The sequence below is a fragment of the Vibrio sp. 1562 genome (assembly GCF_033340155.1).
Classification (GTDB): Bacteria; Pseudomonadota; Gammaproteobacteria; order Enterobacterales; family Vibrionaceae; genus Vibrio; species Vibrio alginolyticus.
This window is the reverse complement of the sequence record NZ_JAWOVY010000007.1, coordinates 155,141-175,659: the sequence shown is the minus strand read 5'-3', so window position 1 is coordinate 175,659 and position 20,519 is coordinate 155,141. Positions and strand designations below refer to the sequence as shown.

19 protein-coding genes are annotated in these 20,519 nt (G+C 44.5%); 3 read left to right on the top strand and 16 right to left on the bottom strand.

The features are described 5' to 3' along the window. Window positions 1–10 precede the first annotated feature (10 nt). The 15 genes from R7Z49_RS10120 to yceD form a co-directional block, all read right to left on the bottom strand. A complete protein-coding gene (locus R7Z49_RS10120; protein WP_005372960.1) occupies window positions 11–412 on the bottom strand; it encodes a hypothetical protein in 402 nt (133 codons plus the stop codon). Between the two features lie 212 nt (window positions 413–624). After that, window positions 625–2,055, bottom strand: a complete 1,431-nt coding sequence (ptsG, locus tag R7Z49_RS10115; protein ID WP_005372959.1) for a PTS glucose transporter subunit IIBC — start codon at window positions 2,053–2,055, stop codon at window positions 625–627. A gap of 444 nt (window positions 2,056–2,499) precedes the next feature. Then, window positions 2,500–3,267 (bottom strand): TatD family hydrolase, encoded by a 768-nt coding sequence (locus R7Z49_RS10110; RefSeq protein WP_005372957.1) that lies wholly within the window; start codon window positions 3,265–3,267, stop codon window positions 2,500–2,502. After that, a complete protein-coding gene (locus R7Z49_RS10105) occupies window positions 3,258–4,220 on the bottom strand; it encodes a DNA polymerase III subunit delta' (protein WP_033905742.1) in 963 nt (320 codons plus the stop codon). The genes R7Z49_RS10110 and R7Z49_RS10105 overlap by 10 nt, the downstream gene beginning before the upstream one ends. Window positions 4,221–4,244: 24 nt before the next feature. Continuing rightward, window positions 4,245–4,877 (bottom strand): dTMP kinase, encoded by a 633-nt coding sequence (gene tmk / locus R7Z49_RS10100; RefSeq protein WP_005387350.1) that lies wholly within the window; start codon window positions 4,875–4,877, stop codon window positions 4,245–4,247. Then, window positions 4,874–5,890: an endolytic transglycosylase MltG gene (gene mltG / locus R7Z49_RS10095; RefSeq protein WP_005372950.1), complete on the bottom strand. Its 1,017-nt coding sequence runs from the start codon at window positions 5,888–5,890 to the stop codon at window positions 4,874–4,876. The genes tmk and mltG overlap by 4 nt, the downstream gene beginning before the upstream one ends. Then, window positions 5,887–6,702, bottom strand: coding sequence for an aminodeoxychorismate lyase (gene pabC, locus R7Z49_RS10090; RefSeq protein WP_065274708.1), 816 nt, complete (start codon window positions 6,700–6,702; stop codon window positions 5,887–5,889). The genes mltG and pabC overlap by 4 nt, the downstream gene beginning before the upstream one ends. 107 nt (window positions 6,703–6,809) lie before the next feature. After that, window positions 6,810–8,060 carry a beta-ketoacyl-ACP synthase II gene (gene fabF / locus R7Z49_RS10085; RefSeq protein ID WP_005372948.1) on the bottom strand — a complete coding sequence of 417 codons (1,251 nt, stop codon included), beginning with the start codon at window positions 8,058–8,060 and terminating at the stop codon, window positions 6,810–6,812. A gap of 93 nt (window positions 8,061–8,153) precedes the next feature. After that, complete coding sequence (gene acpP, locus R7Z49_RS10080) at window positions 8,154–8,387, bottom strand: acyl carrier protein (protein WP_004406112.1); 234 nt, start codon at window positions 8,385–8,387, stop codon at window positions 8,154–8,156. Window positions 8,388–8,633: 246 nt separating this feature from the next. Next, window positions 8,634–9,368: a 3-oxoacyl-ACP reductase FabG gene (gene fabG / locus R7Z49_RS10075; protein WP_031781117.1), complete on the bottom strand. Its 735-nt coding sequence runs from the start codon at window positions 9,366–9,368 to the stop codon at window positions 8,634–8,636. A gap of 45 nt (window positions 9,369–9,413) precedes the next feature. Further along, window positions 9,414–10,337, bottom strand: a complete 924-nt coding sequence (fabD, locus tag R7Z49_RS10070; RefSeq protein ID WP_005387313.1) for an ACP S-malonyltransferase — start codon at window positions 10,335–10,337, stop codon at window positions 9,414–9,416. A gap of 75 nt (window positions 10,338–10,412) precedes the next feature. After that, window positions 10,413–11,363, bottom strand: a complete 951-nt coding sequence (locus R7Z49_RS10065; protein WP_017821385.1) for a beta-ketoacyl-ACP synthase III — start codon at window positions 11,361–11,363, stop codon at window positions 10,413–10,415. 5 nt (window positions 11,364–11,368) lie between these two features. Then, window positions 11,369–12,394 carry a phosphate acyltransferase PlsX gene (gene plsX, locus R7Z49_RS10060; RefSeq protein ID WP_017633846.1) on the bottom strand — a complete coding sequence of 342 codons (1,026 nt, stop codon included), beginning with the start codon at window positions 12,392–12,394 and terminating at the stop codon, window positions 11,369–11,371. A 10-nt stretch (window positions 12,395–12,404) separates the two neighbouring features. After that, window positions 12,405–12,575, bottom strand: a complete 171-nt coding sequence (gene rpmF / locus R7Z49_RS10055) for a 50S ribosomal protein L32 (protein WP_005396978.1) — start codon at window positions 12,573–12,575, stop codon at window positions 12,405–12,407. A gap of 59 nt (window positions 12,576–12,634) precedes the next feature. Next, window positions 12,635–13,159 carry a 23S rRNA accumulation protein YceD gene (yceD, locus tag R7Z49_RS10050; RefSeq protein WP_005387307.1) on the bottom strand — a complete coding sequence of 175 codons (525 nt, stop codon included), beginning with the start codon at window positions 13,157–13,159 and terminating at the stop codon, window positions 12,635–12,637. 149 nt (window positions 13,160–13,308) lie between these two features. Between yceD and R7Z49_RS10045 the strand changes: the two genes are divergently transcribed. Continuing rightward, window positions 13,309–13,890, top strand: a complete 582-nt coding sequence (locus R7Z49_RS10045) for a nucleoside triphosphate pyrophosphatase (protein WP_318111600.1) — start codon at window positions 13,309–13,311, stop codon at window positions 13,888–13,890. Window positions 13,891–13,948: 58 nt separating this feature from the next. On the opposite strand, the gene rluC is transcribed toward R7Z49_RS10045, so the two are convergent. Next, entirely contained in the window at window positions 13,949–14,893 is a 945-nt protein-coding gene (gene rluC, locus R7Z49_RS10040; RefSeq protein ID WP_021033985.1) for a 23S rRNA pseudouridine(955/2504/2580) synthase RluC, read from the bottom strand. 639 nt (window positions 14,894–15,532) lie between these two features. Between rluC and rne the strand changes: the two genes are divergently transcribed. Both rne and R7Z49_RS10030 read left to right on the top strand, forming a co-directional pair. Then, window positions 15,533–18,607, top strand: a complete 3,075-nt coding sequence (gene rne, locus R7Z49_RS10035) for a ribonuclease E (protein ID WP_042523100.1) — start codon at window positions 15,533–15,535, stop codon at window positions 18,605–18,607. A gap of 332 nt (window positions 18,608–18,939) precedes the next feature. Further along, window positions 18,940–20,499 carry a SulP family inorganic anion transporter gene (locus R7Z49_RS10030; RefSeq protein WP_005380840.1) on the top strand — a complete coding sequence of 520 codons (1,560 nt, stop codon included), beginning with the start codon at window positions 18,940–18,942 and terminating at the stop codon, window positions 20,497–20,499. Window positions 20,500–20,519: the final 20 nt, after the last annotated feature.

Sequence of the window (20,519 nt, the reverse complement as noted above, 5' to 3'; positions counted from 1 at the left end):
TAGTTCAATTCTAGAAACTGTACTTGATGCCAACGGCGCCGCCAAGTTGCAAGTCAGCACCTTTGTAAAGATCTAGCTCTGGGTGTATTTGACCATAAAGGTCCCAGCCGCGTGATAAATCCCAGTTCACACCAAGTGGTACTCTCACACCAAACTCGTCATCCCATTCATACCAGCCACCAACGCCGACATACCAAGTCACAGGCATGTTTTGATCGAATGTTCCACGCTTAGCGATGTAATCAAACGCCATACCATCGTTTCCGATAATGCCACGATATTTGTTATCTAACTCTACAACAACACTTAATTGTTGATCGACAGCCATACCAACTGATAGATCCGTTGGCTCGCTTGCCGCCATTGCCGTACTAGAAACTAGTCCCAAAACTAAAATGAATTTGTTCTTCATACACGTTATCAATTATTCAAAAAAACATTATTCGCTATTCAAACATAATGGCATATCAATATGTCAACGATGGGTAAGCTCGATGTATGAAAAAGCTGACAAAAGTAAAGATGAGTTTAGGATCACACTAAAAAGGAACTGTCAGTTAATAAAATAGGAACTAAAAAAGGAGGCCGAAGCCTCCTTTTATGCATTACTATGAATGACTGCGATTAACCGTGGTTACGAATCCACTCATCCATTTCAGTTTTTAGGTTATCAGACTTAGTACCGAAGATAGCCTGTACACCACCAGCTACAACTACAACACCAGCAGCGCCTAGTTGTTTTAGCTTGTCTTGGTCAACAGCTGCTGTATCTGCAACTGCTACACGTAGACGTGTGATACATGCATCTAGACCAGTAATGTTAGCTTTACCGCCAAACGCTGCAACCAGTTCACCGCCCATATCAGAGCCAGAAGTTACAGCTGCACTTTCCGTTTCATCTTCACGGCCAGGTGTTTTTAGGTCAAGCGCTGTGATTACACCACGGAACACTACGTAGTAAATTACTGCGTAAACTAGACCAACGGCAATCATTAGCACCATCTTCTGAGCGTTACCAGATAGAACTAGGAAGTCGATCAGACCGTGAGAGAAAGAAGTACCGTGTACAAAGCCTAGAGTGTTCGAAACGATGTATGCAGAACCAGCTAGTAGAGCGTGGATACCGTATAGTAGTGGAGCAACGAATAGGAATGAGAATTCGATTGGCTCAGTAATACCAGTTAGGAATGAAGTCAGTGCAGCTGACGCCATGATACCCATTACTTTTGCACGGTTTTCTGGTTTAGCACAATGAGCAATTGCGATTGCTGCAGCTGGTAGACCGAACATCTTGAACATGTAACCACCCGCTAGCTGACCGAAGCCATTACCAGCAGCACGAGATGCTTCATCAGCAACTAGGTAACAAGTTAGTACACCATTTTGAGCTTCACCGGCAGCGTTAACACAAGAACCTGCTTCGAAGAAGAACGGTACGTTCCATACGTGGTGTAGACCGAATGGGATTAGAGAACGCTCAACAACACCGTAGATACCGAATGCTAGCTGTGGGTTTTGGTGTGCAGCCCAATCAGAGAATGCAGAAATTGCACCGCCAATTGGTGGCCAGATAACAGAAAGGATAACACCTAGGATGATCGCAGCAAAACCAGTGATGATTGGCACTGCGCGCTTACCAGCGAAGAAGCCAAGGTACTCTGGAAGTTGGATTTTGAAGAAACGGTTGAATGCCCAAGCAGCCACACCACCGACAAGGATACCACCTAGTACACCTGTATCGATTTTCTCAACACCCATAACGCCCGCCATTACACCTAGCGTTGCCGTCATGATGCCGTAACCAACGATAGCTGCAAGACCTGCAACACCGTCGTTGTTAGTGAAGCCTAGAGCTACACCTACTGCAAATAGAAGTGCCATTTGGCCGAATACTGAACCACCAGCTTGTTCCATAAGATTAGAAACGATCTCTGGAATAAAGCTTAGATGGGCAGCACCCACACCTAATAAAATACCTGCAACTGGTAAAACTGATACTGGAAGCATCAGAGCCTTACCAACTTTTTGCAGGTTAGCAAAAAGGTTCTTAAACATGTTTATGCTCCTGATAAATTTATAAGTATTATTTGGGCACTAACGGCACACCCCCGTAGCCTAAAGGTTAGCACCCAATGAAAATGTAACCACAACTGCATTATATTTTCCGGCTCTAAATATATATTGATGACCCTCAAACTTTCCACACAGTTACGAAATTTAGTTTCAAAACAAGTCTTGGATCACACCCAAAAACAGCCGATGAAAAGGTTTGCATTGCACTTATATTACTGTTTTATAAAGAATTAATTATTTATATAATTAATTTTAAGGCGTAAATAAAATACGCCTCAATGTTATTTTTAGTAACAAAATTACATTTGTGATTTTTGAATGTTATTAAATCAACATTTTTAGTAAACATTAAACTCGTGAGCGTATCTGTTGTTTTTATCAACAAAAAAGGAGCCTAAGCTCCTTTTTTATGCTCTTATTATTTTTTCATCGCAAAAAAAGATTTCGGAAGTTTTCGGTGGTTTTTTGTGCCACTTCAGAAAGAGAGCACGATTTGAGTTGCGCAATATAAGAAGCGACTTCGACAACGTAAGCGGGTTGATTCTCTTTGCCACGATGAGGGACAGGAGCCAAGTAAGGAGAATCTGTCTCAATAAGAAGCTTCTCTAAAGGTAGAGTCTTCACCACTTCTTTTAACTCTGTAGCTTGACGGAAAGTAACAATCCCCGAGATAGAAATATAAAACCCCAGCTCCAGTGCAGCTTCAGCAAATGGAAGATCTTCTGTAAAACAATGGATAACACCACCACATTTCTCTGCCCCACCCTTACGCAAAATATCTAGAGTATCCGCACGTGCGTTTCTGGTATGGATAATTAAAGGTTTGTTGAGCTCCACTGCAAGATCAACGTGTTGCTCAAAGCGCTCTTTCTGTAACGCGGCCGTTTCGGGCTTGTAATGATAATCTAAACCCGTTTCGCCAATAGCGACGACTTTTGCATTCGACGCATGGTGGCGCAATACGTCCATCGAAAAGTCGCTTTCAACATCAAGTGGGTGCACACCGCACGAAGCATAAACATTGTCATAAGGCTCGATCATTTCCATCATTTTCGGGAAAGAATCCAGCGTTACTCCAACAGAAAGTAGCTCAGTTACGTTTGCTTGTTTAGCTTTGTTAATAACGTCTTCCACATTGATGTGGAGATCGTCGTAATTCAATTTGTCTAAATGACAATGAGAATCTACGAACATAATGCCTCTCGTGATTCAATTAACCAATTCATTGATAGTAGCTCAAGGTTCAGGCCAGGAAAGGCTTGCACCTGAGCTTTCAGGTTCATCAGCGCCTTCGCTGATGAGTACAAACCGTTATAGTTGTCCGGTTGAAACTTTGTCGCGCCCGGAAGCATTTGAGCTTCTGATACACCAAACTGCGCTTTCTGAGCATCTGTCAGTAAATACCATGCCCAGTCTAGTGATTGCTCTGAGTGTTTAGCGATTAAAGAAGCACACTCAGAAACGTCTGAAACAGGCGAAGACATTGCCTTAATAAAACTGCGTTCAAAAGCCAAGTAAGCTTCGAGCTCACCATTATTTAACGCATCCAATGTTTTTATTGGAGAGCCCATATTCAGTTTTAAGGCATAAGCAGGAACTTGCTTCGCCCCTTGTTCGTGCATCCATTGCATCGCTTGTTCCGCTGACGGAGGCGCAACAACCCAGTGTTGGCAACGGCTACGAATCGTTGGGAGCAGACGCTCCTGATTGTGGGTAACGAGCAAAAACAAGCACTTTGCCCCAGGCTCTTCTAGCGTCTTTAACAGCGCATTCGATGCCGACTCGTTCATAGAGTCCGCCGGTTCTATTACAAATAGGCGGTAACCATTAAGCTGAGATGATTCCTGAGCAAGACGGTTACAAGCGCGAATTTGGTCCACCGTTATCGCCTTTCCTTCTTTCTCTGGCTTGATCCAGTGTAAATCAGGGTGGTTTTGAGATTGATTTAGCTGGCAGCTATGACAAAAACCGCATGCTTCACTCGCGTAATTTTGGCAAAGAAGCGCTTGGCTAAAAAACTCGATAAGTTTTTCGATGCCTAAGCCCTGATCGCTTTGTAATAAAAGCGCACCTGGTATTCTGTCCGACTCTAACCCTACTTTGAGGTTATCCCATATTGGCTGTAGCCATGGATAATCATTTAACATGAGTCACCTAAATTTACATTTCACTTATTGACGAGCTAGCCACTCGTTTAGAGCGTCCCGAATATCACGCGACACGCCTTCAATCGTCTGTTCTGCGTTAATGATAACGATGGAAGGATCGGCATGAGCAATCTCCAAATAACGCTCACGTGTACGCTCGAAGAAACTAATATCCATCTTCTCTATACGATCTAACTCACCACGCCCACGCGCACGCTCAAGCCCAACACGAGGGTCAATGTCCATATAGAGAGTAAGAGCAGGTTTAAAATCACCAAGCGTTGTATCCCGGAGATTTTTCATTAACGATGCGTCAATCTGACGGCCACCACCTTGATAAGCTTGCGACGACATATCGTGTCGGTCACCAACCACCCACTGACCGTTTTCCAAAGCTGGTTTGATCACGTTCTCAACCAACTGAACACGTGCAGCGTACAGAAGAAGCAACTCCGTCATGTCCTTAAGTTCTTCGCCTTCGTGCTCTTCTTTCACCAGAGCGCGCATTTTTTCTGCTAGCGGTGTGCCTCCTGGCTCACGGGTATTTACGATATCCTCAATACCGGCCGCTTTTAGCGTATCTAAAACGGTTTTAATCGCAGTGCTTTTACCCGCGCCTTCTAGGCCTTCAACGACAATAAAGTTTGCTTTCATCATTTGTTCTTTCTTAGTTCTCTTAAATAGGCACGAACAGCACGGTTGTGCTCAGCAAGGGATTTCGAGAATACATGTCCGCCCTTTCCACTTGCTACAAAATATAAATAGTTGCTGCTTTCTGGATTCAAAGCCGCTTCAATGGAAGCTTCACCAGCCATCGCAATCGGTGTTGGTGGCAAACCATTGATGGTATAGGTGTTATATGGTGTCGGCGTACGCAAATCTTTCTTACGAATGTTGCCATCGTAGGCGTCACCCATACCATAAATAACTGTCGGATCAGTTTGTAACCGCATACGTTTGTTCAATCGGTTGATAAACACAGAAGCGACGCGCTCACGCTCAGAATCAATAGCCGTCTCTTTCTCGATGATAGACGCGAGAATCAAGGCTTCATATTTATCCTGTAATGGCAGCTTTTCTTGACGAGCTTCCCAGCTAGCGTCGAGTATTTTATTGAGTTTTCGATGCGCTCGTTTTAATAACTGGCTTTCACTCGCACCCGCTGTGTAATGGTAGGTTTCTGCTAAAAACAACCCTTCTAGCTTTTCTCTCTCAATTCCGAGCTTCGCAGCCATTTCTTTTTCTGAAAGATCGGTTAAATCATGCTTTAAATAAGGAGCACTTTTTAGTTGATCTACCCATTCAGAAAAGCGGCTGCCTTCAACAAAAGTGATCGCAAACTGGTATTCTTTTCCAGTATTCAGATGCTCCAATGTTTGCGAAAGTGACATACCAGGCTCAAGTTGGTAAGTACCCGCTCGCACTTGCAACAATTCTGGATATAAGTGAGGAATTAAACGGATGTACTCCGATGTTTCAATCACCTCATCTTCAACTAAGGCGCGCATGACATGATGAAAGCTTGTACCACTTTCTACAGTAAACAGCTGAGGTTGTTCCAATAGAATAGGCTTTTCAACGTATTGTTTAGCCTGTGAAATTATATAAAAAACAGCTGCTGCGCCTATCACTGCGATCAGCACAACAAAAGCCAACAGTTTTTTAATCACGTAGTTAAATTCCCTTGCAGTCGTTGAGTCAATTTTCCTATCGGAAATATAGTCTTAGAGTTCGATGTCACTATGCTGCGAATAGGTGCGACACCTAATATTGAGTTACACATGAAAGCCTCGTCAGCACTCAGCAAATCTGGAAGTATAAAACGCCCCTCGATGACTTCAATATGACTTACTTTAAGTAACTCAAGCACCTTACGACGCATTACGCCCGTAACGCCTGATAAGGTCAGCTCCGGCGTAAATACTTTATTACCTTTAACCCAAAAAAGGTTGGCCATTGTAGTTTCAATGACATGGTTTTGCACATTTAACGTTATTGCATCTGCAAACTCTGTATTGTCGATTTCAGCCTTGGCGAGAATCTGCTCTAAACGGTTATTGTGCTTATGTCCCGCAAGTAAAGGTTGAATCCCTAGACGAGTATTACAAACGCCCAAGTCCACACCTTGTTCTTGCCAAGATGAATAATGAGAAGGAAACGCAAAATTGGAAATCGTCACGATAGGGCTTTCAATCCCATTAGGGCTATACCCTCGCCCGCCAATACCGCGGCTAACGTGAATCTTCACCCCCGCTCGTGCGTCAGATAAAACCGCTTTGCTTGCCCAATCATGCACAACTTTCCAGTCAGGTGAAGAGATCTTCAAAGCGTCAAGGCAAGCACTCATGCGCTCAGTATGTTCCTGCCAGTAAACCAACTCTCCATTTTGGGTCAGGATGGTGGTAAAGCCTCCATCACCGTATTGGAATGAGCGATCACCTAGCTCTACATGCGTTTGCGGAACTCCATTTACCCAAAACATTCACGTACCTTCAAATTAGCAGACAACAAATAAAACAAAACGGCTCAATGCTAAGCATCGAGCCGTTAGAATACAAGTTTCGCTTATCTAAATTAGGTTAGATAGTGTTACTCAGCGAACTTCTTGAAGATCAAAGAACCGTTTGTACCACCAAAGCCAAACGAGTTACAGATAGCGTACTCCATACCTTCAACTTTGCGCGCTGTATGCGGCACAAGGTCGATGTCTAGACCTTCTTCTGGATCATCAAGGTTAATGGTTGGCGGAACAATTTGGTCAACCAAAGACATAACCGTGATAATTGCTTCAACAGAGCCAGCAGCACCTAATAGGTGACCCGTCATCGACTTAGTTGAAGACACAAGAACTTGCTTCGCACCTTCTTCACCAAGAGCACGTTTCACGCCTTTGATTTCTGCAACATCACCAGCTGGAGTAGAAGTACCGTGAGCATTCACATAACCTACTTGAGTACCTGTGATGTTAGCGTCACGCATCGCCGCTTCCATCGCAAGTGCACCACCAGAGCCGTCTTCGCTTGGAGATGTCATGTGGTAAGCATCACCAGACATACCAAAACCAACCAGTTCTGCGTAAATCTTCGCGCCACGTGCTTTTGCGTGTTCGTACTCTTCAAGCACCATCATGCCAGCACCATCACCTAGAACAAAACCATCACGGCCTTTATCCCATGGGCGAGACGCTTTTTGAGGCTCTTCATTACGAGTAGATAGCGCTTTAGCTGCACCAAAGCCAGCCATGCCAAGAGGCGTAGAAGCTTTTTCTGCACCACCAGCAACCATCGCATCTGCATCGCCGTAGGCAATCATACGTGCTGCATGGCCGATATTATGCAGGCCAGTAGTACATGCGGTAGAAATCGCGATATTTGGACCACGAAGACCACGCATGATAGATAGGTTACCTGCAACCATGTTTACAATGGTCGAAGGAACAAAAAATGGGCTAACTTTGCGAGGGCCTTTGTCTACTAATGCAGTATGGCCAGTTTCGATAAGGTCAAGACCGCCAATGCCTGAGCCGATAGCAACACCAACTCGAGCCGCATTTTCTTCGGTAATTTGTAAGCCAGAGTTATCAAGAGCTTGAATACCCGCTGCAATGCCGTACTGGATGAAAAGGTCCATCTTACGAGCATCTTTTTTAGACATGTACTCTGTGCAATCGAAATCTTTAACAAGACCTGCAAAACGAGTTGAGAAGTTCGTAGTATCAAAGTGCTCGATATTTACGATACCACTTTGACCTTCTAGCAGGGCTTTCCAAGATGATTCTACTGTGTTGCCTACCGGTGACAACATACCCATGCCAGTGACAACTACACGACGCTTGGACACGATATAATTCTCCGGGAATTGAATATTTCTATGAGAGGATAGAAGAAGTTAGAAAGAACACAGGCGGTCTAGGAGACCGCCTGGGAGAGCTAATTACTGAGCGCTGTTTACGTAGTCGATTGCAGCTTGAACAGTAGTGATCTTCTCAGCTTCTTCGTCAGGAATCTCAGTGTCGAATTCCTCTTCTAGAGCCATAACTAGTTCTACAGTGTCTAGAGAATCAGCACCTAGATCGTCAACGAAAGAAGCTTCGTTTTTAACTTCTGCTTCGTCTACACCTAGCTGTTCAACAATGATTTTCTTTACGCGTTCTTCGATGTTGCTCATTTTTCTTTTCCTTTACAGATTTCGCCTAATGCGATGATTCCGTAGTTTATTCGAACTATTGAAAGTTGCAAGGGGGTCCTTGCTGGTCAAACCACAAAATTAGCGAATTTAACCGAATTTCAATACATTTTTGACTTAAATCATGCACAAATCTTGCGCATAAGCATGACAAGTTCATGACAGTTAACTGCAACTATAGGCTATTTTTCACAATGTAAAATAGCTTATTTTGCATAAACTGTCGCATTAAACCATGTACATGCCACCATTTACATGCAAAGTTTCACCAGTAATGTACGCTGCTTCAGGAGAAGCAAGGAAAACTACTGCTGATGCAATTTCACGTGGGTCACCTAAACGACCTGCTGGCACGTTCGACAAAGTTGCCGCACGTTGGTCATCATTTAGCGCCTTAGTCATGTCAGTTTCGATGAAACCAGGAGCAACAGTGTTCACTGTTACACCACGAGACGCAACTTCACGAGCCATTGATTTAGTAAAACCAATCACGCCCGCTTTCGCTGCTGCGTAGTTAGTTTGACCAGCATTACCCATGGTACCAACAACAGAGCCTACGTTGATGATACGACCCGCACGTTTTTTCATCATACCGCGTAAAACCGCTTTAGACATGCGGTAGATAGGCGTTAGGTTGGTATCGATGATGTCGTTCCACTCATCATCTTTCATGCGCATCAATAGGTTGTCACGAGTAATACCAGCGTTATTCACCAGAATATCGATCACACCAAATTCTTCGTTGATCGTTTTTAATGTCGCTTCGATAGACTCGACATCAGTCACGTTAAGCGCTAAGCCTTTACCGTTATCACCAAGATACTCGCTGATAGCAGCCGCACCACTTTCAGAAGTAGCAGTACCGATAACCGTAGCACCTCGCTCGACAAGAAGTTCCGCGATCGCGCGGCCAATACCACGGCTTGCGCCGGTAACTAGCGCGATCTTACCTTCTAGATTCATCATGTTGTGTTTCCTTTTCTTATCGCAAATTTATCGCTTGATGGATTACTTCGCAGCGTCTAGCGATGCGATATCATTCACTGCTGCTGCAGTTAGCGTTTTCACGATACGTTTTGTTAGACCTGTTAAAACTTTACCAGGGCCAAGCTCAAGAAGATTTTCTACGCCTTGTTCGTGCATCAGTTCAACTGTTTCAGTCCAACGAACTGGGCTATGTAGCTGACGAACAAGCGCATCTTTGATTTTTGCAGGATCTGTCTCAGCAACCACATCAACGTTGTTGATAACTGGCAGCTGTGGTGAGTTAAATTCGATAGACTCAAGAGCTACAGCAAGTTTTTCCGCTGCTGGCTTCATAAGTGCACAGTGTGAAGGTACTGAAACAGGAAGAGGAAGCGCACGCTTCGCACCAGCTTCTTTACATAGCGCACCAGCTCGCTCTACTGCGTCTTTGCTACCAGCGATAACGACTTGGCCAGGCGAGTTAAAGTTTACTGGAGAGACCACTTCGCCTTGCGCTGCGTCTTCACACGCTTTTGCAATCGCATCATCAGCCAAACCGATAATCGCGTACATTGCGCCAGTACCAGCTGGTACTGCTTCTTGCATAAGTTGACCACGTAATTCAACCAGCTTGATGGCTTCTTTAAAGTCAATAACACCCGCACATACAAGTGCTGAGTACTCACCTAGGCTGTGACCAGCTAGGTTGGCTGGTTGCTCTAAGCCAAGTTCCTGCCATACACGCCAGATTGCAACAGATGAAGCTAGCAAAGCTGGTTGAGTACGGAAAGTCTCGTTTAAATCTTCTGCAGGTCCATTTTGAACAAGCGCCCATAGATCGTAACCTAGTGCGTCAGATGCTTCTGCAAATGTTTGTTTTACTACGTCATATTGTTCGCCTAGTTCTGCAAGCATACCTACAGCTTGAGAACCTTGACCTGGAAATACGATAGCAAACTTGCTCATGTTGTTTTCCTTTAAGCAAAGTAAAAAGAAATAAGATGCACCAAGTGCACCTTAAATTTTGAATTCTTGTGAAACTTAGAACTTCACAAGGGCCGAGCCCCAAGTGAATCCGCCGCCAAACGCTTCAAGAAGCAGAGTTTGACCGCGTTTAATACGACCATCACGTACCGCTTCATCTAGTGCTGTTGGCACAGTAGCAGCTGATGTGTTGCCGTGTTTATCAAGTGTAATCACGACTTGGTCTAGTGACATCGAAAGTTTCTTCGCTGTCGCTGAAATAATGCGGTAGTTCGCTTGGTGCGGCACTAGCCAGTCTAGTTCAGACTTATGCATGTTGTTGGCTTCAAGCGTATCTTTTACTAGTTTCGATAGCTGAGTGACAGCGACTTTGAATACTTCGTTCCCAGCCATATGAAGCCATTTATCCGCATCTTGCCCCCGCACAGGTACAGGTAGGCTTAGAAGCTCTCCGAATTGACCATCCGAGTATATGTGGGTAGAGATAATGCCAGGCTCTTGGCTAGCGCCTACGACAACGGCTCCGGCACCATCACCAAATAGGATGATGGTTGAACGGTCTGTCGGATCACACGTTTTAGACAAAGCATCTGAACCAATCACAAGTACGTTTTTGCACATACCAGATTTGATATGTTGGTCTGCAACAGATAATGCGTACACAAAACCAGAACAAGCAGCGGCTAAGTCAAAAGCTGGACAACCTTTAATGCCAAGCTTTGCCTGCACCTGACACGCAGATGAAGGGAAAGTATGGCTACTGCTCGTTGTGGCTACGATAATCAGGTCGATATCGTTTTTATCAATACCCGCCATATCGATAGCGTTTTCAGCTGCGTAGAATGCCATGTCTGCTACAGTTTCGTTTTCTGCAGCAATTCGACGCTCTTTAATACCCGTGCGAGCAACGATCCACTCATCACTTGTATCTACCATTTTCTCTAGATCTGCGTTTGTACGCACCTGAGATGGCAGGTAGCTGCCAGTACCTAAAATTTTGCTATACATGAAGACTAATAATGCCTCTCGAGTAAAACCGCTTCCAAACGATCGCTAATACGGCTTGGTACTTGTCGTTTGACCTCGTGTACTGCCTCGCCAAGTGCATTGACAATCGCAGATACATCCGCACTTCCATGGCTTTTTATGACAATGCCGCGCAATCCTAGCAAACTTGCGCCGTTATACTGGTCGGGGTTCAGTGTTTTTAGTTCATTAAACAGCCTAGAAAACAACTTTCTAGCTATCCAACCCTTTATCGTTGATGCCATTATGCTGGTTTTAATTTTTTCGATAAAAAGTTGAGCTGTTCCCTCACTGGCTTTTAAGCATACGTTGCCGACAAATCCATCACAAACAATGACGTCAGCAACATCATGCAAAATTTGATTACCTTCAATATAACCGACAAAGTTAATCGCATCGGTCTGAGAAAGCATTTCTGCGCAACGTTTGACTAAATCGTTACCTTTAATCTCTTCTGCGCCAATATTGAGTACAGCAACGCGAGGAGGACGACCCAAGTGTTCTTCAGCTAATGCACTGCCCATTACAGCAAATTGGAACAAGCTATCAGCATCGCACGATACATTCGCCCCCAGATCCAGCATCCAAGTACGCTTTCCGGTAATCGTCGGTAAAGCGGAAACTAAAGCAGGACGTTCAATGCCAGGAAGTAACTTAAGAATGAAACGCGATAGTGCCATTAATGCACCGGTGTTGCCACCACTAACACAAGCATCCGCTTTCTGCTCAGAAACCAAATCGATAGCCATACGCATAGAACTATTTTGGCTATTACGTAACGCCAATGAAGGTTTTTCTGAGTTCGAGATAACTTTCTCGCTGTGAAGAATAGTCAAGCGGGAACTGGTCGAGGTACCGAGTTGAGATAATTGAGACGTGATCAGAGATTGATCACCAATAAGAATCACTTTTAGCTCTGGGAAATGAGACAGTGCCTGCACGGCGGCAGGCACTGTTACGCGTGGACCGAAATCCCCGCCCATTGCATCAAGTGCAACGGTAATACTTTGCAAAGGTTCAACCTTACTTGTTGATAACCTTTTGACCACGGTAGTAACCTTCAGCAGTTACGTTGTGGCGTAGGTGAGTTTCACCAGAAGTCGCGTCTACAGATAGAGCAGCTGTAGTTAGCGCATCGTGTGAACGACGCATACCGCGCTTAGAACGAGTTTTACGGTTTTTCTGTACGGCCATTGACCCTACTCCTATACTATTGGGTTAAAAACCTGAAGAAGAATCGGCTACCACACCTATTACTTTTTCAGACTTTTCAAAACGTCGAATGGATTCGGTTTTTCTTCCTCAATTTCTTCAGGAATCTCACCAAAAACCATGTTATTTGAATCAACGCTACAATCCGCTTCATCGTGCATCGCAATTTGAGGTAATGCTAAGATGAACTCGTCTTCAACAAGTTGTATGAGGTCTAATTCACCATATTCATTTAGATCTACCAAATCATAAATTTCTGGTGCTTCCTGTTCTGTTTTCTCACCGTAGTAAGGAGTAGAAAGGAATTCAACTTCGCACTCATGTGCGAATACCTCATTACAACGCTGACACTCTAAATCGACTTCGATGTTAGCTTTACCAGAGATAACAACGAGTCGCTGTTCATCCATCCCAAATGACAATGAGACTTCTGCGTCGCGTTTTACGCCTTCAGTTGTTTCCACTAAGCGCTTGAAAAGACTAGCTTGGATGATGCCATCGTAATCCAATCGTTTCTGTGCAGCTTTAGCTGGGTCAACCGTTCGCGGTATTTTTACCTTTTGCATAGGGCGCGAATATTATCTTCCAAATCAAAATTAGTCAAAGAAAAAGGCAAAAAAGTTGTACTTTTTTACGCTTAACATACAGAGCATTAGCCAGAATCATTTTTGATCGATTATCCTATTGGAAATGCTCCCACGAATTGTAATTCAAAATGAAAAATTACCAACTGGTTTTAGCCTCAACTTCCCCTTTTCGTAAACAACTGCTTGAAAAGCTCTCACTACCATTCGTTTGTTTACCACCTGATTGCGATGAAACACCTTTTGACCAAGAAACGCCAACTGAACTTGTGCAGAGACTGGCCCAAGAGAAAGCAATATCTTGCCAGACGGATAAAGCAAGTTTAGTTATCGGCAGTGACCAAGTTTGTGTCATTAATGGTGAAATCGTTGGCAAGCCTTTAAATAGAGATAACGCGATAAATCAACTTTTGGCTCAAAGTGGAAAAGTCATCACTTTCTATACTGGTCTTGCGGTACATAACACCGTGACAAACCATACAGAAGTCGGCTTTGATTCTTTCGAGGTGCACTTTAGAGATTTAACGCTTGAACAAATCGAACGCTACGTCGACAGGGAAGAACCTTTTTACTGCGCAGGCAGCTTTAAAAGCGAAGGCATGGGAATTTGCTTGTTTACGAAATTAGTCGGTAAAGACCCGAACACACTTGTCGGACTACCATTGATTGATTTGATTGATATGTTGAATTTTCAAGGACTCGATGTCCTTTAACCCAAATACGATAAAAGGGAGCCACGGGCTCCCTTTTGCATCCGCGAGGAAAACATGGTTACGCGTTTCTTAAACCCGCCAACACTTTTTCTAGTTTCGGTTCCATCGGTGCGTTGATTTCCATCCACTCATCATTTGATGGGTGTTGGAACTTGATGTTTGCCGCGTGTAGGAACAAACGATCTAAACCAACTTGACCTGTGTAAGCATCAAAGCGACGATCACCGTAGCGATCATCCCAAGCGATTGGGTGACCAGTGTATTGCGTATGAACTCGTATTTGGTGAGTTCGACCAGTAATCGGACTCGCCTGAATCAATGTAGCTTGTTCGAACTTTTCCAAAATCTTAAAACGCGTTTCTGACGGCTTACCATTAGGGTTAACACGAACAATACTGTTCACTTCGTTTTTGAGCAGTGGCGCGTTCACAACCTTACAACTGCTTTTCCATTGCCCCATGACAAGAGCTAAGTAAAACTTCTTTACTGTCTTTTCACGAAACTGGGCTTGCAAGTGACGAAGTGCAGAACGCTTTTTAGCAACCAGCAAAATCCCTGAAGTATCACGGTCAATACGATGCACAAGTTCAAGAAAGCGAGCTTGAGGACGCAGAGCCCTAAGCGCTTCAATCGCACCAAACTTTAAACCACTGCCACCATGCACAGCGGTGCCAGATGGTTTGTTTAGAATCAACATATGGTCATCTTCGAAGATAATCATATTTTCCAACTCAGCGACTTTGTTAAGTTTCGTACTTGGTGCGACATCGTCATCTTTTTTCTCGACGGTCACCGGTGGAATACGAACGAGATCGCCTGCTTTTAACTTGTACTCTGCTTTTATACGCTTTTTATTTACGCGCACTTCGCCCTTACGCACAATTCGGTAAATCATGCTTTTAGGAATGTCTTTTAATTGGTTGCGCAAAAAATTATCAATGCGCTGACCCGCCATATCTTCGTCGATGTCGACGAACTGGACTTTTGTTCTTATTTCGTTCATGGGCGGTATTGTAAACTCAATTTCGTGCGACTTCACATTATTCTTGTCGTAAAAGAAACACTCGGTGGCACATACTGGTCTAAATTTCGCCAAGCTTTTGTTTAAATTATTAAAACTCTCAATCAAGTTCTCAATTTGTTTTCTGTCTTGAACAGTTTGCACATCTCAATTGCTTATGAAACAGCCAGTTATAAAATAGAAATTTTGAGTTTAGCGGCAAATTTTCTATCGTTTGCGTGAAAGCAGATTGCTGATAGCCACGCGCACTGCTATAGTTCACAGCTGCTAAGGAAGGTTTGGTTACATTTTATTCATTACCAATCATTTATCCTCAAGCAATGTGAGTAGATCGTTGAAGGTCGAGTGCAGCATTGGCGTGAGACACATCGAATTCAACACTCTTGCCACCCTACTCCTCGCATATTCACGTTGAGTACCTACCGCCCAAATAGCGGGTCACAAGTCTACGTTTCCAACAGAAACCACAAGAGGCTTGTGATGACTGAAGTGCCCGAGAGCATCCCCTTCCAGCCGGGAGGCTGCAAAATACAAGCCATGGGATCAGGCACCGTGAAAGAGCGAAAAAACAGTGGCAAGTCGACAAGAAAGATATAAAAGAAAAGACAACGAGAATTTTCAATGAAAAGAATGTTAATTAACGCAACTCAAAAAGAAGAGTTGCGTGTCGCTCTGGTTGATGGCCAGCGACTTTTCGATCTTGATATCGAGAGTCCAGGTCATGAATCTAAAAAAGCGAATATCTACAAAGGACGTATCACACGTATCGAACCAAGCTTAGAAGCCGCATTTGTTGATTACGGCGCCGAGCGTCACGGTTTCCTCCCTCTCAAAGAAATTGCCCGCGAATATTTCCCTGAAGGTTACACCTACCAAGGTCGTCCAAGCATCAAAGAAGTGCTAACGGAAGGCCAAGAAGTTATCGTTCAAGTGGAAAAAGAAGAACGTGGAAGCAAGGGCGCAGCTCTTACTACTTTCATTTCTCTTGCTGGTAGTTACCTTGTTCTGATGCCTAACAACCCTCGTGCTGGCGGTATTTCTCGTCGAATCGAAGGTGACGAGCGTACTCAACTAAAAGCCGCATTAAGTACTTTGGAACTGCCTCAGGGCATGGGCCTAATCGTACGTACTGCTGGCGTTGGCAAGAGTGCTGAAGAGCTTGAGTGGGATTTGAATGTACTACTTAACCACTGGGGTGCAATCAAAGGTGCAGCGGACTCTAACCCTGCTCCATTCTTAATCCACCAAGAAAGTAACGTTATCGTTCGTGCAATCCGTGACTATTTGCGTCGTGATATTGGCGAAATCTTAATTGATAGCAACACCATCTACGAACGTGCAAAAGAGCACATTCAATTGGTGCGCCCTGATTTCCTTAACCGCGTTAAGAAATATGAAGGCGAAGTTCCACTATTCAGCCACTACCAAATCGAAAGCCAAATTGAATCGGCTTTCCAACGTGAAGTGCGTCTGCCATCTGGTGGTTCTATTGTTATTGACCCGACTGAAGCACTAACGTCTATCGATATCAACTCTGCTCGTGCAACCAAGGGCGGCGATATTGAAGAAACAGCTCTAAACACGAACCTAGAAGCAGCCGACGAAATTGCTCGCCAATTACGTCTACGTGACTTGGGTGGCTTAGTGGTTATCGACTTTATCGATATGACCCCAGTTCGTCACCAACGAGAAGTAGAAAACCGTCTACGTGAAGCCGTTCGTCTTGATCGCGCTCGTGTACAAATCGGTCGTATTTCTCGCTTTGGTTTGTTGGAGATGTCACGCCAGCGCTTGAGCCCTTCTCTTGCAGAAGCAAGCCATCACATCTGTCCTCGCTGTAGCGGAACTGGTGTCGTTCGCGACAACGAATCTCTAGCACTTTCTGTACTTCGTTTAATTGAAGAGGAAGCGCTAAAAGACAACACAGCACAAGTACTTGCAGTCGTACCTGTGCCAATCGCCTCTTACTTACTGAACGAAAAACGTCGTTCAGTAAACCATATCGAACGCATTCAAGAAGTGAAAATTACGGTTGTTCCTAACTCTGATATGGAAACACCGCACTTTGAAGTTATCCGTGTTCGTGAAGGCGAAGAGTTCGATCTGATTTCTTACTTACTTCCTAAGAAACTGGAAGCAATGAAAGAAGCAGAAGGTAAAGAGCCAGCGGAAGTTGACGTAAAACCAAAACGAATTGAAGAGCCAGTTCTTAAAGGCTTTGCTGCTCCGTCTCAAACCGCACCTGCACCAGCAGCTAAACCAGCTCCTGAGGCGAAGAAGAAAGAACAAAACGTTGAACAAGAAGAGAAACCTGGATTGTTCAGCCGTCTGTTTAAAGCACTTGGTAGCTTCCTATTCGGTGGTTCTGAAGAAACAAAAGAAGAACAGAAACCTCAGGAAGAGAAAAAACCAAATCGCGATAATCGACGTAACAAACGTGATCGCAACGATCGTCGTCGCAATAACAACCAGCGTGATAATCGTGATAACCGCGACAATCGCGATAACCGACGTCGTCGTAAGCCTCGTGATGAGCAGGCTAATGAGCAAAACGAAGCTCAACAACAAACAAATAAACCGCAAAACCGTAACCAAAAGCGTAAACCTAAAGCTCAACAGGCAGATAAAGCCCAAGAGCAGAAAGCAAACGCAAAAGTAGCGGAAAAAGGTCTGCAGCTAGCAGCGGAAGCTCGTACTGAAACAAAACCAGAAGAGAGCAAACCGAAGCAGCAAAATGCGAAAGCAGAAAAAGTGAAAGAGCGCCGCCAACGTCGCAAATTGAACAAGTCTGTACGCGTTAAGGACCAAGAAGCTATTGAGAAGAAAGCCGAAGAAACAGCGGTTAAGACTCAAGAAACGGTTGAAGCTAAAGTTGAAAAGCCAACAGAAGCAGCGGTAGAGGCACAGCAAGACAACAAGCAAGCAGAATCTAAGCAACGTCGTAATCGTCGTTCGCCACGTCACCTGCGTGCAAGCGGCCAGCGTCGTCGCCGTGGCCGTGATCGCCGCCCTAACCCGTTCCGCCTACGTAAGGGAGGTGTCGCTTCTCCTGAAATGGCTATGGGTAAAGTAATGCCACGTTACATTCCGAAACCAGCACCTAAGAAGGAAGAGCGAGTTAAGGAAGAAGCTGTAGCAGCAGTACCTACAATCCAAGGTGGCTTTGCGTGTCCAGAAATGGCAATGGGTAAAGTGATTATTCGTCGCGAGCAACCTGTCGTAACAGATGCGCCAGTTGTTGAACACAAGGTTCAAGAAACCGTTGAAGCGAAAGTGGAAGCTCCAGTAGTAGAAGCACCTGTTGTTGAAACAGTAATCGCAGAAAAAGCTGAATCGGCAGTAGTAGAAACAGCATCGGTAGAGCCTATCGTTGAAACTCCTGTAACTGAACATGCTGAACCGGTTGATGCCATTGTAGAAACGGCACCTACTGAAGAGCCTATCGTTGAAGCAGCAAAAGAGATTGTAGCCGAAGCGCCAGTAGATAAACCAGAGCCTAAAGTCGAAGCCATTAAAGTTGCTGCTAAGCTAAACGCTAGCGCACCGATGACGAAAGCACCTGGCCCTCAAGAGCTACGCGAAATCACGGTTGCAGCAGCGCCGTTCAAAACCGAACGTTACCAAGCTAAAGGTGCAGGTAGCCAAGTGGCTAAAAACCGTGCATCGGCAGAGATGACAAAGCCTAACTTTAACTAGGCTAAATCATTACGTTCAACTGCTTAACGGCATAAATAAATTAAAGGCTACCATCTGGTAGCCTTTTTTATCTTCATATTTGCCCAATAAATTGTTCATATAAATACCAATTCGTGATCACATTTGTACGCCATTATTCGTATCATTCTTGAACTTAATCACACTTTTCGGTAGCATGCGCCGACTCAAGTTTTCGACACCATTCTGATGCTGCTCTTTTAATACTACGGTTTACACTGCAATGTTTGATTAAAAATCAACCTTCCAGTGGCTTGTGCAAATACGAATATGTGTCGGGTTTAACTCATTGCAAAGAGAACTTAAAAACAAACATGTTCGAATTTCCCCAATTTTCTAAGCACTCCGTAAAAAATGATGTGCTATCAGGCTTAACCGTTGCGCTAGCATTGGTTCCTGAAGCTGTCGCATTTGCGTTCGTCGCAGGCGTAGATCCGATGGTCGGTCTTTACGCTGCATTCATCGTTGGTCTTATTACTTCCATTTTCGGTGGTCGTCCTGGCATGATTTCTGGTGCAACAGGTGCCATGGCAGTCGTAATGGTTTCGCTTGTCGCGACTCACGGTGTCCAGTACCTATTCGCAGCCATCATGCTCGCTGGTATTCTTCAAATTGCCGCTGGTATGTTTAAATTGGGTAAGTTCATCCGTATCGTACCTCACCCTGTGATGATCGGTTTTGTGAACGGTCTGGCTATTGTTATCTTCCTAGCTCAGTTGGGTCAGTTTAAAGCGCCAGACATCAACGGCATGCTTACTTGGCTACCACAAGACCAGATGCTGCTAATGCTTGGTTTGGTTGCGCTGACTATGGCAATCATTCACTTTCTACCAAAAATCACAACAGCTGTACCCTCTTCACTTGTTGCGATCGTAACGGTGACGGCTTTAGTGGTTGGCTTGGATCTGGAAACTCGCACTGTTGTTGACTTCCTGCGTACAATGTCTGGTGATGAAGCTGCAACACTCGCAGGTTCACTACCAACCTTCTCTATTCCTGCGGTACCATTTACACTAGAGACACTACAAATCATTCTTCCATACGCGATCATTCTCGCGGCCATTGGTCTAATTGAATCTCTACTAACACTGACAGTTTTAGATGAGATGACGAATACTCGTGGTCAATCTAACCGCGAATGTATCGGTCAAGGTATGGCAAACATGACGTGTTCTGTGTTTGGCGCAATGGGTGGTTGTGCGATGATTGGTCAGTCGATGATCAACGTAAACTCAGGTGGTCGCGGCCGTCTATCTGGTATCGTTGCGGCTATCGCTCTATTGATGTTTATCTTATTCGCTTCTTCGCTAATTGAAATGATCCCACTCGCTGCTCTGGTTGGTGTGATGTTCATGGTTGTCATTGGTACATTCGAATGGGCAACATTTAAGCTAGCACGCCGCGTACCGAAGCAAGACTTCTTCGTTATTGTTCTTGTGACCGTTGTTACTGTTCTTACTGACCTTGCTGTTGCCGTAGCGGTTGGTGTTATCGTTTCTGCATTAATGTTTGCATGGCAACACGCTAAGCACATCTATGCCGACACGTGCTTAAACGAGGAAGGTTCAAAAGAGTACAAGATTCACGGCCCTATTTTCTTTGGCTCTGCGGCTAACTTCCTGGAGTTGTTTAACGCGCCTGAAGATCCAAAAGATGTGATTGTCGATTTTGCAGACTCTCGCGTGACAGATCACTCTGCAATTGAAGCCATTGAAACACTGGCTGAGCGTTACAATGCTCAAGGTAAAACGCTGCACCTTCGTCACCTAAGCCCAGATTGTCGTAAACTTTTGGACAAAGCTGGCAGCTTGGTTGAAATTAACGTGAAGGAAGACCCAAGCTACAAAGTCGCAACCGACATACTAGCGGGTTAACACGAATAAAAAGGGATGAG